Raw genomic sequence first — 15,708 nt, forward strand, 5'->3', positions numbered from 1 at the left:
TATTAAAATGTATAACCTACTCCTAACAGAAAGCTGCGGGGTGAACCAGGAAATAACCGGATACGATCATATCCACCTACCCAATGTGTTTTATTAGCCAAGTTATTGGCATTGACTTGAATTCTGAATTTAGCAACCTGATAATATAAGGCACCATTAATCAACTCATATCCTGGCAGAATGAAAGGCTCTGCACCTGCAGCCACAATTGATCCCAAACGTTCAGTAACAAAGTTTGCCCCGAATCCAACACCCAGTCCAGCTAACGGACCATTGGCAATCACATACTTTGTCCATATATTACCCTGATGTTTAGGAGCATTCGGCTTTTGTCTTCCTACTTCTTCTGGGTTGGCACTTTTGGTAAATGTTGCATCATTATAAGCATAGGATACAGAAAGGCTCCAGTTTTGAGCAATCTGTCCAAGCAGATCTATCTCTACGCCTTTGGATACCTCCTGTCCTATCTGAGAAAGTAAATCTGGATTAGAAGTATCTCCCGCATTATACAATGCCCCGTTAACCTCTAGCCGATAGACAGAAAGATTGGCAAGAAATCGTTTCCCGAACCACTCTGTTTTCAGACCCGCTTCTTTTAAGTTACTAATCAGCGGATCAAAAGGTCCACCAGCATTAGGAGTAGCAATTGTAGTAGCCAGTTGTGGCTGATATCCTTCTACATACGTTGCATACGCATTGATATGATCATTCACTGTATACACAAGGCCTACCCGTGGAATCAAAGCAGATTGTTTAATTGTTTTTTCAGAAGATAATTTATAATCCAGAATATCTGTGAAATAATCCTGACGCAACCCTAACAACAACTGAAAGCGTCTGAAACGGATCTGATCCTGAATATATACTCCCTGAGAAGAGTAAAGGGTTGGTGCATAATCAGTACGTGAATAAAAGTACTTACTCATATCTGCCAGGTAGTATGGATTATCTGCTGTTAAATCCATGTGTGCTACATTGGGCACTGGATTACCCTTAGCATCTAGCAGATAGTTAGACTTCTTCTTCGGATCATAGCTATTAATAGCTCCTGTATTAGACGCATTCCGATAACCTCTTGCGACAAGCTGAGATCCACCAGCAGCCAGTACTTCCTGAGCATAGTCATAACCTGCTACAACTTTGTGTTCCAGAGGTCCCGTTCTAAAATCTATATTAAAGTAGCTGGTCAGATTATCATTGTGCCATTTACGGTTGCGGATAAAAACCTGCATCTCTACAAGATTAGGAATATTTACCCCCGCACTATCTTTTCCATAGGTATTAGCCGAACGATGTTCCAGCAGATCTTCCTCAAAGCCAGCTTTCATATAAGCCATATTAAAGCTTACCGCTTTGGAAAAGCGATGATTAAGCGATACTGTTACCAGGTAAGAACTTTCTTTCAGATAGTCGTTGACCCGGCTCAATGATTTGGAGATAGAGGACGAATAAATATCTCCATCTCCTAACACTGCTTGTCCCCGATCCAAACGACCTTTGGATTGCTGATATACCAGATCAAAATTTACACGAGTATTCTCAGTAGGAAGGAATGTAAAGGAAGGAGCAACAATGACATTTTTATCAAATTGCAAGTCACGAAATGACTGGGCATCTTCATATCCAAGATTTAAACGATACAACAACGTTTTATCCTCATTCATGGGTCCTGTAAAATCAGCTGTTGCACGAAATGTATCAAAGCTGCCCATCTGAAAGTTCAATGACTGACGTTTTTCAGCAAGAGGTTTTTTAGTAACCCGGTTTATACTTCCTCCAGGAGAAGTATTTCCATATAAGGCAGAGGCAGGCCCTTTAAGTACTTCAATTCGTTCCAGGTGTGGTGTAAGCCCTTGCTTCCAGAAGCTGGCAAATGATCGCATTCCATTTACCAATGAACCATAGTTATCATTTCCACTCACCCGATGTCCTCTGATGGTAAGATCATTATAGAACGTAAACTGACTCACCCCACTTATATTTTTTACAGCTTCGTTTACTCTGAAAACTCCCTGATCCTGTAATATCTCCTTAGTCACATAACTTACAGACTGAGGAATATCTTTTATTAGAGTGGAAGACTTAGTAGCTACAAATGTAGCGTCATTTTTATAGGTGGTTTCTTTACGACCTGTAATCTCAACCTGCTGCAATGTCTCAGCAGCTTCGTTTAATGAGATAGATAAAGTTACAGTCTCATTATCTTTAACAAGCACAGGTTGCTGGTATACTTTGTAGCCTATACTTGAGACCAATACTGTATAATCGCCAGCTGGTACTGATAGTGTAAAGGAACCATCTGATCTAGTAGACACACCTATTTTAGTGTTCTTTAATGTAACACTGGCCAATTCTATAGGTTTCCCTTTCACATCGGACACGGTACCAGACAGTATACCATTCTGAGCAAAAACAATATGTGTAAATAAGAGTAGGCTAAATGTAAAAATGAATTTCATGTTTTGTGGTTTATTACTTTAGAGATAAGGAACAGACCATCCGGAGATAGTCTGTCCCTTTGACGATTCAATGAGTGAGAGGAATACCAGAGAGTGGCACAGAACTCCACAAAGTATTAGTTTAGATTTTTGTTAACATTATGGCGTGTATCAAACCAAAAATTGGTTTGTTCAAGCATGGTATGTAACTCTTCGTATTCCTTATGTGAAAACATCAGATAGAAGTGTGGAACTGGCGTTTTCAATCCTACTTCTTTCCCCAGCGAAGTAGGATAACTCAGACACCATCCTCCTATAAATTCACACAGAACCTGCTGGAAAGAGATCAATTCTGCTTCACTGAAAATAAACAGCATATTTTTGTATGCCACATTGTAATATCCACAGCCTTCACAGCGTCCGATATATCCATTAGGTGCTTGCACCAGCAGTTTTAGTGAATTAGTTTGACACATAAGCAATTACATTTAATTTTAATTAAATATGTTTCAGATATACTCTTGTCATTCCTTTGCTTTATTCTGAGCCAGAAGCATATCTACCAATCTGTGCGGACAATTTTCCTGAATACAATGCCCATACAGTAATAAGTCATGTTGATGAATATCAAAATGAAGTACATTGCCTACCATATTCTGAATAAGCTGCACCCGAGGATCACAGAATTCAGTAAGCTTGTGGCAATCCAGACATACCAGATGATCATGCTGACGAGATCCTATTGATTTTTCGTACACAGTAAGGTGATTTCCAAACTGATGCTTTCGAACCAATCCTGATGTAACCAGCAGATCAAGTGTATTATATACAGTACTTTTACTAACCCGAAACTTCTTCTCTATTAGTAATTGATATAGATCATCAACTGTAAGATGTTTGTCACTTACATAAATCTCTTCCAGAATCTTATATCTTTCCTGAGTTTTGCGTTGCTGCTGGCTTTCCAGATATTGAGTAAAAATATCTTTGATCTCCAGTAGTCTTTTTTTCAGTAAGGGCTGATCCATAGTGTTGATGAGTCGCTGAGAAAAATTTCAATAGTAGTACGAACAGACATAATCAAAGCATCCCTTACTGAATTAACAGTAAATAGGGCTTTTGCCTGTTTTCCTATCAGGATTGGTAAGATTCTACCAGTTGAGTCCATTCTGCTTTTTCAGGTATACCTGGTTTTCTCTTTCCAAAAATGAGAGCAATGTTGTTTCCATCTTTGTCAAATAATTCCAGACCAGTCACAATGCCATCTTCAGTTGGCTTGCGGGTGACCCATATCTGGTGAATATGATCTTCACGCAAGTGCATATTAAACATAGGGTCCAGTACATTAAACCAGGGGCCTGTTGGCATCAGGCGTTCAATAGTACCTGTATGAATCTGAATACATCCCTGGCTAGCCACAAAAATCATAATAGGCAAATTGCTTTCAGAAGCGGACTGAAAAATGCTACGCAAACTTTCTAAAGAAATTAGGCGTGTGTATCCTTTAGGAGCTAAACGCAATCCTTGTGTACGGGAAACCTGATATTTTTTCAGTAATCCAAAAAACTGATGGGTATCTGTCATAGCAATCCAGGCCTGTTGAAATCCATCAACATCAATGTCCGCATCAGGCAATTCAGCAGTAGGCTCTGGCTTTGGAGAGATCTCCAGTATATCAGACTGTTCTGCATCACGATATTTGTCTACCAGCTGATTATACGCTTCCAGATTGCTATGCTCAGTCATATAAATCTTATGGACAGCTTCTCCGTTTCGAGCGAAAAATTGAAGGCTTAACCTGTCATTTTCATTGACAGCAAAACCGAATTGCCATTGCTGCATAAATAAACGTAGGTCGATGTCTTCTCCCAGCACTAATCCTGTAAGGTCCTTAAAAGACACCTTTTCATACACACCATGCCGTTCATGAACACAGGAGTCGTTGCGAGTTAATGCCATCACTTGTCCCAGGGTTGGCACCTCTTTCATTAAGTCCCGAAAATCGCCAGTCAAACGAGTAGCTGTATTGCCAAGTCCCGTAGCTACAAGTTCCGCTTCGCTAACATTCAACTGCTTGGCAGCATCACGAATCCGTACTTTAGGATTTTCGTTTTTAAAACTTTCATATCGATCTCTCAGAGATAATTCAGTTGTCAGCATTGATATACAAAGATTAAGATGTATAAATAAATTTCAGGTGATAGTTATCCTCTGATCATATTATTGATTCAGTTTATAGGTAAATCCCAGGGATTGTCCATTGGATCTTCCCCATTTTTCTTCCAGCATTGGTTGTTCAGAAAAAGACCGACTATGGACAATAAAAGGATGAGTATATTCAGGAGGATGAATGATATCTACCGGAATATGGAAGGCAGAAAAAATATTGGCAGGTGTCATTACCTGAACTGGTTTTCCAAAGGCTATTGTCTTCCCACTGTTAAGAATCAAAACTTTATCTGCGTATTTCATAGTCAAATTCAGATCATGCAGAATAGCAATCACACAAAAGTTACGGAGAGTAAGTGTTCGGATAATCTCCAACAGATTATGCTGATGATACAAATCCAACCCTGTAATTGGCTCATCCAAAAGCAAGTATTTAGGCTGAGGTACAGGGTGAGGAAGACCATATATATCTTCTATATCTGTAAGCTGAGCCAGAACTTTAGCCAGCAATACCCGCTGTTGCTCTCCACCAGAAAGTGTAAGAAATATCCTGTCTCTTAAATGTGTAATATCTGTCTGTTGTAAAGCATACTCTACAATCTCATGATCTTGTTTGGAAGGGCTGCCATCAAAATGAGGATAGCGCCCCATCATGACCAGTTCAGATACATTAAAGTTAAAAGCCAATGCATTATTCTGTGCCAATACTGCCCGAAAACGAGCTAACTGATTGTTACGAATTGATTTCAGATTCTCACCTCTCATCTCTACTTTACCAGAATCTGGTGCTAATTCTTTACTCAGAATTTTCAGCAAGGTTGATTTTCCTGCGCCATTTGCTCCGACAATAGCCAGTAATTGTCCTGTCTCTGCCACAAAGGACACATTCTGTAATAAAGGTCTTCCAGCAATATGGTATCCGACTTTTTCTACATTAATCATGTGTAAAGTGCATTTAAAATAGTTTATTGAAACAGGTAATTAGCTTAAATATTATCTCTTATGTTCCTTTAAAAGGATATACAAAAACACGGGGGCTCCCAGCAAAGCTGTCAGAATACCAATGGATAACTCGGCTGGCGCTACAATGGTACGGGCAGTTAAATCAGCCAGCGTCAATACAATAGCTCCCAACAAAGCAGAGCCTGGTAATACCAGCCTATGATTGGCACCAATTAGTAATCGGATCATATGTGGCACAACCAATCCTACAAAACCAATAAGGCCAGCCATAGCAACAGAGACTCCTACTCCAAGTGTACAAAAGAGAATTACCTGACGTTTCAAACTGGCAGCATTAATTCCCAGATGTTCGGCCTGACTTTCACCTAGTGAAAAGGCATTTAAGGCCTTACCCAATCTGGGCAGACCAAATAAGGTTATACAAACAAAAGGCAATAACACCCATACTACAGGCCAGTTTGCCCCTCCCAGGCTACCCAAGCTCCAGAAGGTAATGGTTCGTAGCTGTGCATCATTGGCCAGATAAATTAACAGACCTGTTAGTGCTCCTGTCAGCGCATTGACAGCAATACCAGCCAGAAGCATAGTGGAGATATGGATTTTGCCTCCGGATCTGGAGATCTGATACACAAGAATGGTTGCCAGACAAGCACCCACAAAGGCAAATGCAGATAGGGCATATAATCCTACCCAGCCGGACAAATCACTAAGAATCTTTAGTTCTAAAACAATTGCAGACACCGCAAACAAGGAAGCACCTGAAGAAATTCCGATAAGGCCAGGGTCTGCTAATGGATTTCTGAATAACCCCTGCATAGCGGCACCAGTAATCCCCAATACTGCACCAATCATTACACCCAGTAATACTCTTGGTAATCGAATGACAGTTAGAATCAGTTGTTGTTGCTCCTCAAAATGCTGATTAGCTATACCCAACTGATTCAGAAGTATGTAGTACAACTCAGATAAAGAAATCTTTACCGCACCTACACAAGCAGATATACAGGCAGAAACAACCAATCCAACAACCAGTAATGTGAGAATTACTGATTGTTGAAAAGGCTTTCCTATTTGTATAAGCTTTGTGGCAGGTTTTTCGGCAGTAATGCTCATGGCGTAATTTGTGTCATTTTAGTATTCAGCTCTAAAACTGCCTGTCCTGCTCTTGGGCTAAATCCCGTTAAGAGCTGTCCATCCATCTGCCAGATGCGTTTGTGTTTACCTGCGTTGGTTTGAGCGATTCCTGGTACTTTCAGCAGTCCATCTATACCTCCTAAACTTTCCAGGCCACTATCAAATAATAAAATAGCATCCGGATTAGCAGCTACCAGCGCTTCTGCTGTCAGTGGTTTGAAGTTTTCAAAATCATTGGTCGCATTTTGTCCACCAGCCAGTTCAATCATCGTTTTAGGTGCTGTATGTAAACCAGCTACCAGCATAGTACCTGTACCACGTGCATAGATAAAGAGAACTTTAGGGGCTTTGGCAGGTTTCCTTACCTTTGCCAATGGTTCGTCAATCTTTTTAATCAAGGCAGCAGCTTTCTGTTTCTGATTGAAATATTCAGCTACTCCCTGAATCAGTTTTTTGGCTCCATCAATTGAGTAGTCATATTCAAATAGAATCGTTTTTATTCCTGCAGACTGAAACTGTCCAACCAGTTCGGGCTTAATATCAATCGGTTTTCCATCCTTATCTTTGATCCCAACGATTAATGTAGGTTGCAAAGCCAGTACAGCTTCAGCTCCAATAGTACGGTTATGACCAACTTTTGGCTTTTTCTGCATTTCCGCAGGATAGTTACTGGTGATGTCTGTTCCTACAATCTGATTTTGCAGTCCCAGTTCACATAAAATCTCTGTCACAGCACCATTCAAGGATACTATTTTCTGTTGTGCCCATGTTGCAGAGCCCATAAACAGGGTTGCAACTACCAGCAAACATTGAACTATTTTTTTCATATAGTGTAAATGGGAAATGTTGATTCTTTCAGGCTTTAAGACCTATTATCAGTGCCAGATCTTTTATAAACCAATTCGGATGTATAAAAGAAAAACAGGTATAATCTCATTGAGTTTAACTTGTTTACTAGCTTTTGATATGAAGAAAACCTATATCTATTAACCAAACAATGTTATATTTTTAGACTACTCTCCTGAGAAATGCTATATCAGGAAAGTAGTTATCAGTAGCTTATTCGAGTGTCTTAGTACCATCAGGCTGATATATATAGCGGAATGTATAGAATCCTGTTTCCTCTGTTTTAGTAGCATCAGGAGATGCAGGTGCTCCTTTATAAAAACTTAGAATCTCTACCTTAGCATATTTACCGTCAGCAGTTCTAATGACAAGTACTTTTCCTGGTAATGGTGTTATAATATGAGTTTCTCCATTATAGTTATACCAACCTTTATCAGACAATTTTGTAAGTGCTAACCCGGATTGACTATCCTGTTTAAAAGTCATTGTATCAGACACAACAGTAATTTCATCAAAGACACCATTTTGCAAACTAAGAGCTGCATTTCCCGGCCCACTTATTCCGGAATTAAAAATGACTTTAGTTGACATGAAAGCAATATCCCATTTATTAGTAGCCGAGTCTGCCCGAGAAATAGTATCTCCTTTTGAAAAACTGAAGAAAGTATAAAGTTTTGCAGATGTTGCATTCAGATCTTTGAAAGTGGTTGCTTCCAGAGGTGCTGCGGGTGTTGGATCATCATCGTCATTGTTACAGGAAGAGAAAATAAGAGAAAAGCTTACCAGTAAAAGAAGAGATGATGCAACAATTGGATTTTTCATAAAGTAAACGAGGTTTGTATGATAAATTATAAATTACTTCAGTGCTTTAGAGTTATGCAGATAGTGTCTGTTTTTGAAGCATCAGCCAGTTTTCAGCCTCAGTCACTGTCTTGAAAAAAGTAGTCTGGCAACCCGAAAATTTCTTTATCAGCTTTTGCTGAAAATGTTTTGCATACCCAAGATTTTCTGTTGTCTCTGCGACTACAGCTAGTCCAAAGCAGTTAACATGTGCAGGTAATGCATGTGTTTTGAACCATCCATCTTGGATTTGTAGGGCCAGTCTATCGTGTTTCAGATACTGTTCAGTATAATGAAACAATAATCCAAAAGGCTGTCTCTTGTCAATTAGCATCTGTGATACAGACAGATACCCTTCTGTATCCAGCACTGTTATATTTTTGCCAAATTCAATTTGAGTAATGGCAGTCTGGTCATCTTTTGTAATTAAAACCATCTGTATTCGCTGGTTTCGTTTGTTGATTAAATAGTTTATTGGTTCTTCGCTAGTACGAATTGCAAACTTGCGTACACAATCCTTCCAGGAATCGTTGTAATTTGTGCTGTATTCTGAAAATTGAACAGGTTATCAATACCTGCCTGTACAGTCATCATCTTTCGGAATGTTTTAGCCATAGCAATATTCCAGAGCATGTATCCTTTTACATACTCATCACCCTCATTCAAGGCTCCATTGCCATCTGTATCAGTTAAGCCATATTTACCACGATAAATCCCCCGCAGACTACCAGAAATACCAGTTTTAGAATCTTCATAGAAGAACTTAATATTGCCAGAGTGTCTTGATCGATTTAGAAGCCCACCATACTGATTTCTCTTCATTCGGGAAGTTTTCAGTGTTTTAGGATCACGGATATATATTTTGCCTTCAGCAATCTGATCCAGTACGTCTTGGTCATAGGCATACAAAAGCTGATAGCCTGCCGATACAGAAAGATGTTTATTCAACTGGTACGTCCAATCCGTTTCAATGCCTTGCATGACAGCACGGGATATATTCTGATAGCCATAGATGTATTGTCCATTTGTTTTTTCAGCAAGAGGACGGGTATTTATCAGATTCTGGATGTTATTCCGGAAAAAGTTTATGTTCCCCATTACACGTGGGATTGGAGTAATTTTAAATCCGGCATTATACGCCACAGATCGTTCAGCCTTGAGTCGGCCTGTCTGGTTTAGCAATGTTGAATCTACCAGGTAGCGTGCGATTTGCCCCAGTGCCTCATAGGTATCAATACCCGCTTTCTGCTCTTCAATCCCGAATACGGAATACCCGACTGTTGAATTAGTAAAGTTGAGATATACCTGTCTGAAATCAGGAGCCTTAAAACCTGTACCCAATGAGGCACGGAAGGCTAACCAGGGAAGTATTTCATATTGACCAGATAATTTTGGACTTATCTGTCCACCATATAAGCTATGATGATCAAAACGTCCACCTGCAATTAAAGTCAGATCTTTATTAGCTAGCCATTCATACTGAAATAACCCATATACAGTTGAAAAATGCTTTTTGCTTGTATAACGGGTAGCATAAACAGATTCACTGGTACCACCACCACCAAAAGTAATTGTATGTTTCTTTACAGGAGAAAACTCAGCGATTACTTCTGGTCGTAAGAATGTTTGTGTAAAGAAAGTTTCGTCATATACAGAATTATCTTTTTCATAGCTGAGTAGCGAAGATGTGTGGTAGCGGGAAGCATACAAACGGAAGTTTGTCTTAAACTGAGGTGCAAACTTTACTATCAGTGTAGGATTAATATTCCAATCTGTCACTTTGCCTGTACCGCTAATTGTATCTGAGGCTCCCTCTAAAGAAACAACAGAAGCAGATGTTTGAGACTCTGTAAAATATCGGCCAGAAAGTGAAAGTTTTACTCTACTAGAAAAATCATAAGTCAGCTTGGTGTTATAGGTATAGTTAGTAAAAGGATCTACAGTATTGCCATACTCAGCAGGTGTGAAGTCATATCCACCTGTATGATACCGATTAACAAAAGCATATACACCCAGTTTTCTATACTTATAGGAGAAATCACCTGTAATATCAATTGTTTCGTTGGTTCCATACCGACCTTTTAACGAACCTTTTAGCCCTTCAGGTTTCTCTGTAATTATATTGATAACCCCAGCCAATGCTTCACTACCATACAAACTGGAAGCAGGACCTTTTACAATTTCAATTTGTTTGATATTACCAACTGTTACTCTGGACAATTCTAATGTACCGGAAGTACGTCCTATTAATGGTTCCCCATCGACTAATATCAATGTATAGTCAGGATCAAAACCTTGAATCTGAATTCCATTGCCATGATTTGTAACAGGCATAAGACCTGTTTGCTCCTGTAATACATCATTCAATCTCAAAGATCCCATTTTCTGAATCTGCTTACCAGATACTACTATCACTGGCATAGGAAGTGCACCCAGTTGACGTTCACTTCGTGTAGCCGTTACCACAACTTCCTGAAGCTGCTGTATACTATCCATCTTACTTACTTTCTTTCCTTCAGTTGCTTTTTGTGACTGAGCCCAAGAAGTATAAACGGATAATAAACTTCCAAAGAACAGTAAACAGAGTCGTGGGCGTTTCATAAGCTTATTTAGACTAATTCCAAACATCACAAACTTAGAGAGGCACTCGCACATGCGCAAGTTATTTTTAATTATTCTAAATAAAAGATACTTATTTGGAATTTGGCTCATCACCTCAAGTGAGTACCAATGCTGATAAACAGCAACTTTACTTTTGATGACCTATAATGGGGAAATGAGTTAGTCCACTTTGAGGAGTTCCTTCCAGATGAAGGAGAGTTATAGAAGGCCTGAAAATATAAAAAGTATTTGCAGACACGCCTATTTGAGCTATAGGACTGTTGAGATATTATATAACTAAATAAGAGGAGAAGCACAAAAGCAATAAAGTAACTCACCAGAGACTATTTGCTATAAAAAATAGTCTCTGGTATATGGTGCTCATCAGGAAATAAAAAGAATATAATAAGAGAATATATCTGTAATCAAACTATCTTTATAATGCTGTAATTACAGATATATTGTTTAGTAGGCACCCATGTATTTACGCGTTCCCCATTCAATAGTAGCGAGTAACACTAATACAAAAAATAACCACTTCAGATTAATCATTTCCAATGTTTCTTCTCTGCTTTGAACACGTTCTGGAGGAGGAGCAGTAGTCAATTGCTGCACCAGTTGGTTAATCTGGTTAGCCTGATAAAATTGTCCTTTGGTTTGTGATGCCAGCTTACGTAATAAACCATGATCAGCAGTGGTGTTCAATGCTTCAAGTTGTTGATCCTTTACTACAAATTCGCCACTCACCTGCTCGTTCTTACCTTTCAGAGTAGTGGAAGCTTTGTATTGGTACACGCCTTTGGGCAAACTACTTAACTCAAACCGGGAATTTCCTTCTGCAGTAGTAAACGAATAGGATGATACTTTGTCTTCAGCGTTTGTAAGTTGAAGATCTATTTTCTGTCCATAGATTTTCTCATAAATATCATTGTAAACTTCTGCTTCAAAAACAACAGGATCGGTATCCAGAAATTCATCTGTAACCGGATATACACGTAATTTACGTTTATCGTCTTTTGAAGAAAGGTATTGTACGGTCTTACTAATCAGTTCATCAACAGAAACCTGATTTTCTGTAAGATTATATTCTTCCATGCGCCATTCCCATAATCCCTCTCCCAACATAACAGCTGTTTTTTGAGTTGAGTTAGTATTAACTATCCACAAAGGCTTATTAGTCACTACACTTCCCACTCGTTGATAGAGAATTACATCTGAATTGGGCATAAGATGGAAATCACCAAAGGGAACTGTGATAGGTGGCATCTTTTGTAATACAGCCGCATTACTTTCTTCAAATTTGAAAATAGAGAAGTTAGTATTAAATGAAGGGAATACCTGGTCGGTCTGAAAATTTCTGGCAACTACCTTGACCGCATTATTGATATTATTAAACTGCTGTATATTGATTTGGCTACCTAGAATATACCACACAGGGACTTTCTGATCCAGAAATTTTTTCACAATGTTTATTCCAGCACCCAGATTATCTGGTATCTGATGCAAAATCACAACGTCATAACGGGGTTCTTTTGGAGAGCCTTGCCCAGCAATAACAATATCCAGATCATAATTGTCATTCTTCTCAAGAGCAGATTTAATAGCTTTGATATCCGGATGCGGAGTTGCCGCAACAAGTAAGATTTTCTCTTTTCCATCGATTACTTCTATGTAAGCATCTCTGACATTGTTCTGCAAAGTAAATTCTCCCTGTAAAGGAGATATCTCTACTACAAAGTGTTGAATACCCTTTACGTTTGCTTCAGTGTAGAAAGTAATTTCCTGAATCTCTCTCTCTTTTGTAAAAGAAACCGTTTTCGTAGCCAGGGTTTTGTTGTTCTGTTTCAGATTAACATTTACTACCTTGCCAGCATATCCGTTACTGTGAATCTCTGCCACAATAGGAAATTTGTTTCCCAGATAGGTGATTTTATTAAAGTATAATACCTTGAGGTTTACATCTCTGCGAGGCACTGTATCTCCAACTGCAATGGGATAAATAGGAAAATTATAAGGTTGATACTCAGGTGAAATACCCTGATTATAAATACCATCTGAGAACAGGACAACTCCGGCTAAATTACGGTTTTCATAATTACTCTGAACGGTATTGAGCAACTGACTCAGATTAGTTGCTGCTTGTGTAAACTGGCCACTATTCAAAGAAGTAGCTTCTGTATTTTTATCCAGCATCTGAACTTCAACATCTACATTACTCTTTTGAAGCCTTCCCGCCAAGTCTTTGATTTGTTGTAACTGTTGATTTAAAGCAGTACTATCTCCTGTAAGCTTAATAGACTCTGAATTGTCAATGGCTATTACAATAGATGGCTTTTCATATATACGCATGAACTGCCGAACCAAAGGACCCATTAATAAAAAACATAAGACACTTACTACAACAAAGCGACAAACAGCCAATGCCCAGTTTAGTTGTGCTCCCCAGATAGGCTTTTTCTGATATAGAATAAATGCATAAATAGCACCTACAGCCAGACATACTATAATAAACCAGGGAGATGCGGAAGTTGTAATCTGAAAACGATCCAATGGCTCAAAATTTTAGAATTCACTGATAACAGGTAGTCTTTGTCAATTCTTTTTACACTTGTTTATTGCTTTACTACCCTTCAGATAAATGACATATTAGGAACTACCTTTTAAAACTACTAACTAATTCCTGATAAAATTATTTTCCTAGTCTAAAAAAATCAAAAAACTCTCATGCTCAAAGAAACTTTCTATAAACGGAAAGCAGAATATGTATCTTACCTTTATATCAAATTGATTGGATTTTGTCTTAATGCAAGATTCACGTTCCAAAACTAATCCTATTGGTTGTGACACATTATGAAATAGTCGAAAGTATCTCATTTGTCAACTAATACTATAATGTTCTTAATAGGAATAGATTTTTTGAAAATCCTTTTTTATTTGACTATAGGCAATTCTTCTATCTGTCAATAAGATAGAATCTTTCACACAAAAAAAGTATGCAAGCATACCAATTATTTAAAAAAAGTACTACTTTTGTCTGGAATAATGATAGAATACATATACTAGTAAGACACTACACGGATATGGAATTAATTAACTTAGCCGATAAAAATAAAAAACCCTCTAAACTTTTAAAGTTAGAGGGTTGGAGTGGTGATGGACGGAATCGAACCGCCGACACAAGGATTTTCAGTCCTTTGCTCTACCAACTGAGCTACATCACCGCCGAATGAGGATGCAAAAGTAGAGGATATTTTTTCAGATGCAAAACTTTTGTAAATAAATTTTATATTTTTTTTCAGGAAAAAGTACAAAAATCTGACTATCAACAACTTATTTATTTATAATTTTTATGATCGAACAGATTATTTTCATCATATGCTTGGCAGCTGTAGGATACATTGCCTACAAACGCATCAGAAGGATTATCCAGAACATTCGATTGGGTAAAGATGAAGTCATCAAAGACAATCCATCTCAACGCTGGCAAAATACACTTCTTATTGCCTTTGGTCAAAAGAAAATGTTTGACCGCCCACTAGTAGGATTAATGCACTTTGTGATTTATGTAGGATTTCTAATCATTAATATTGAAGTACTGGAAATAATCATAGATGGTATTGCAGGTACACACAGGCTTTTCGCACCTATCCTGGGAGGATTTTATACATTTCTAATTAACTTCTTTGAGTTCTTAGCGGTGGGAGTAATTGTAGTCTGTGCTATTTTTCTGATAAGACGGAATATACTACGTGTCAAACGTCTTCATGCACGGGAACTGACCAAATGGCCTCTTACAGATGCCAATCTGATTCTGACATTTGAAATTCTGCTTATGTTGGCATTTCTTACCTGGAATGCATCAGATACTGTATTACGTGAAAGAGGAGTAGAACATTACAATATTGCAGGGATAGGTTCTTTCTGGTTTAGTGGCATTCTATCCAGCCTTTTTGAAGGTTGGGATACAACATCGTTAGTCGTGTATGAACGATTTGCCTGGTGGTTCCATATTCTGGGTATTCTGGGTTTTGGTATTTATGTTACCTATTCCAAGCATCTACATATTGCAATGGCATTTCCCAACACCTATTTTGCCCGCCTCCTTCCCAAAGGAGAAATGCGCAACATGCCTGTTGTAACCAAAGAAGTTCGTCTGATGCTGGGCTTACCAGAAACAACCAATGGTAGCACTGACACCTCGGTAAGTACAGAATCTGCTGATGCAACTCCTGGTCGCTTTGGAGCCAAAGACATCAATGATCTTTCATGGAAAAATCTGATGGATGCATATAGTTGCACAGAATGTGGCCGTTGTACTTCCGAATGTCCAGCTAATATTACGGGTAAGCTTTTGTCCCCACGTAAAATCATGATGGATACCCGGGATCGTATGGAAGAGGTTGGACAACAAATAGAATCGGGTAAAGAGGCTTTTACAGATGGAAAATCTTTGCTGGATAACTACATAACACGTGAAGAACTTTTGGCCTGTACCACCTGTAATGCCTGTGTGGAAGTATGTCCAGTAAGTATTAGTCCACTAGATATCATCCTTGAGTTACGTCGCTATATGATTATGGAAGAGTCTTCCGCTCCAGGTTCATGGAATGCTATGTTTTCAAATGAAGAGAATAATATGGCTCCCTGGAAATTCTCTCCATCAGATAGATTTAATTGGGCAGACCAACTCAAATCAGGTCAATAAAATAACAATTCA

12 protein-coding genes and 1 tRNA gene are annotated in these 15,708 nt (G+C 38.6%); 1 reads left to right on the top strand and 12 read right to left on the bottom strand.

Annotated features, from left to right (window positions below):
• Nucleotides 1-2 precede the first annotated feature (2 nt).
• The 12 genes from QNI15_RS28040 to QNI15_RS28095 form a co-directional block, all read right to left on the bottom strand.
• Nucleotides 3-2,459 carry a TonB-dependent receptor gene (locus tag QNI15_RS28040; RefSeq protein WP_314034947.1) on the bottom strand — a complete coding sequence of 819 codons (2,457 nt, stop codon included), beginning with the start codon at nt 2,457-2,459 and terminating at the stop codon, nt 3-5.
• A 116-nt stretch (nt 2,460-2,575) separates the two neighbouring features.
• Nucleotides 2,576-2,914 (bottom strand): DUF6686 family protein, encoded by a 339-nt coding sequence (locus QNI15_RS28045; RefSeq protein ID WP_314001390.1) that lies wholly within the window; start codon nt 2,912-2,914, stop codon nt 2,576-2,578.
• 48 nt (nt 2,915-2,962) lie between these two features.
• Entirely contained in the window at nt 2,963-3,466 is a 504-nt protein-coding gene (locus QNI15_RS28050; protein ID WP_314034949.1) for a Fur family transcriptional regulator, read from the bottom strand.
• 106 nt (nt 3,467-3,572) lie between these two features.
• Nucleotides 3,573-4,598, bottom strand: coding sequence for a hemin-degrading factor (locus QNI15_RS28055; protein WP_314034951.1), 1,026 nt, complete (start codon nt 4,596-4,598; stop codon nt 3,573-3,575).
• A gap of 60 nt (nt 4,599-4,658) precedes the next feature.
• On the bottom strand, nt 4,659-5,549 hold the full coding sequence (locus QNI15_RS28060) for a heme ABC transporter ATP-binding protein (RefSeq protein WP_314034953.1): 891 nt from the start codon (nt 5,547-5,549) through the stop codon (nt 4,659-4,661).
• 51 nt (nt 5,550-5,600) lie between these two features.
• On the bottom strand, nt 5,601-6,683 hold the full coding sequence (locus tag QNI15_RS28065; RefSeq protein ID WP_314034955.1) for a FecCD family ABC transporter permease: 1,083 nt from the start codon (nt 6,681-6,683) through the stop codon (nt 5,601-5,603).
• Nucleotides 6,680-7,531 (bottom strand): heme/hemin ABC transporter substrate-binding protein, encoded by an 852-nt coding sequence (locus QNI15_RS28070; RefSeq protein ID WP_314034957.1) that lies wholly within the window; start codon nt 7,529-7,531, stop codon nt 6,680-6,682. Before QNI15_RS28070 ends, QNI15_RS28065 begins: the two co-directional genes overlap by 4 nt.
• Before the next feature lie 232 nt (nt 7,532-7,763).
• Entirely contained in the window at nt 7,764-8,372 is a 609-nt protein-coding gene (locus QNI15_RS28075) for an HmuY family protein (protein ID WP_314034959.1), read from the bottom strand.
• 52 nt (nt 8,373-8,424) lie between these two features.
• The gene (locus QNI15_RS28080) at nt 8,425-8,826 is read right to left on the bottom strand and encodes a hypothetical protein (protein WP_314001378.1); all 402 of its coding nucleotides are present in this window, start codon (nt 8,824-8,826) and stop codon (nt 8,425-8,427) included.
• A 35-nt stretch (nt 8,827-8,861) separates the two neighbouring features.
• Nucleotides 8,862-10,991, bottom strand: a complete 2,130-nt coding sequence (locus tag QNI15_RS28085) for a TonB-dependent receptor plug domain-containing protein (RefSeq protein WP_314034961.1) — start codon at nt 10,989-10,991, stop codon at nt 8,862-8,864.
• A gap of 465 nt (nt 10,992-11,456) precedes the next feature.
• A complete protein-coding gene (locus QNI15_RS28090; RefSeq protein WP_314001374.1) occupies nt 11,457-13,541 on the bottom strand; it encodes a VWA domain-containing protein in 2,085 nt (694 codons plus the stop codon).
• A 598-nt stretch (nt 13,542-14,139) separates the two neighbouring features.
• Nucleotides 14,140-14,212, bottom strand: a tRNA-Phe gene (locus QNI15_RS28095).
• 122 nt (nt 14,213-14,334) lie between these two features.
• On the opposite strand from QNI15_RS28095, the gene QNI15_RS28100 reads away from it, so the two are divergent.
• Nucleotides 14,335-15,696 (top strand): (Fe-S)-binding protein, encoded by a 1,362-nt coding sequence (locus tag QNI15_RS28100; RefSeq protein WP_314001522.1) that lies wholly within the window; start codon nt 14,335-14,337, stop codon nt 15,694-15,696.
• The last annotated feature ends 12 nt before the right edge of the window (nt 15,697-15,708 follow it).

It is taken from the genome of Xanthocytophaga flava, from assembly GCF_030068545.1.
Taxonomy (GTDB): domain Bacteria; phylum Bacteroidota; class Bacteroidia; order Cytophagales; family 172606-1; genus Xanthocytophaga; species Xanthocytophaga flava.

Excerpts from the sequence above, each read along its gene's own strand:
- QNI15_RS28050 (WP_314034949.1), bottom strand. The coding sequence starts at position 3,466 with ATGGATCAGCCCTTACTGAAAAAAAGACTACTGGAGATCAAAGATATT.
- QNI15_RS28060 (WP_314034953.1), bottom strand. The coding sequence starts at position 5,549 with ATGATTAATGTAGAAAAAGTCGGATACCATATTGCTGGAAGACCTTTA.
- QNI15_RS28065 (WP_314034955.1), bottom strand. The coding sequence starts at position 6,683 with ATGAGCATTACTGCCGAAAAACCTGCCACAAAGCTTATACAAATAGGA.
- QNI15_RS28040 (WP_314034947.1), bottom strand. The coding sequence starts at position 2,459 with ATGAAATTCATTTTTACATTTAGCCTACTCTTATTTACACATATTGTT.
- QNI15_RS28075 (WP_314034959.1), bottom strand. The coding sequence starts at position 8,372 with ATGAAAAATCCAATTGTTGCATCATCTCTTCTTTTACTGGTAAGCTTT.
- QNI15_RS28085 (WP_314034961.1), bottom strand. The coding sequence starts at position 10,991 with ATGAAACGCCCACGACTCTGTTTACTGTTCTTTGGAAGTTTATTATCC.
- QNI15_RS28070 (WP_314034957.1), bottom strand. The coding sequence starts at position 7,531 with ATGAAAAAAATAGTTCAATGTTTGCTGGTAGTTGCAACCCTGTTTATG.
- QNI15_RS28080 (WP_314001378.1), bottom strand. The coding sequence starts at position 8,826 with ATGGTTTTAATTACAAAAGATGACCAGACTGCCATTACTCAAATTGAA.
- QNI15_RS28055 (WP_314034951.1), bottom strand. The coding sequence starts at position 4,598 with ATGCTGACAACTGAATTATCTCTGAGAGATCGATATGAAAGTTTTAAA.
- QNI15_RS28045 (WP_314001390.1), bottom strand. The coding sequence starts at position 2,914 with ATGTGTCAAACTAATTCACTAAAACTGCTGGTGCAAGCACCTAATGGA.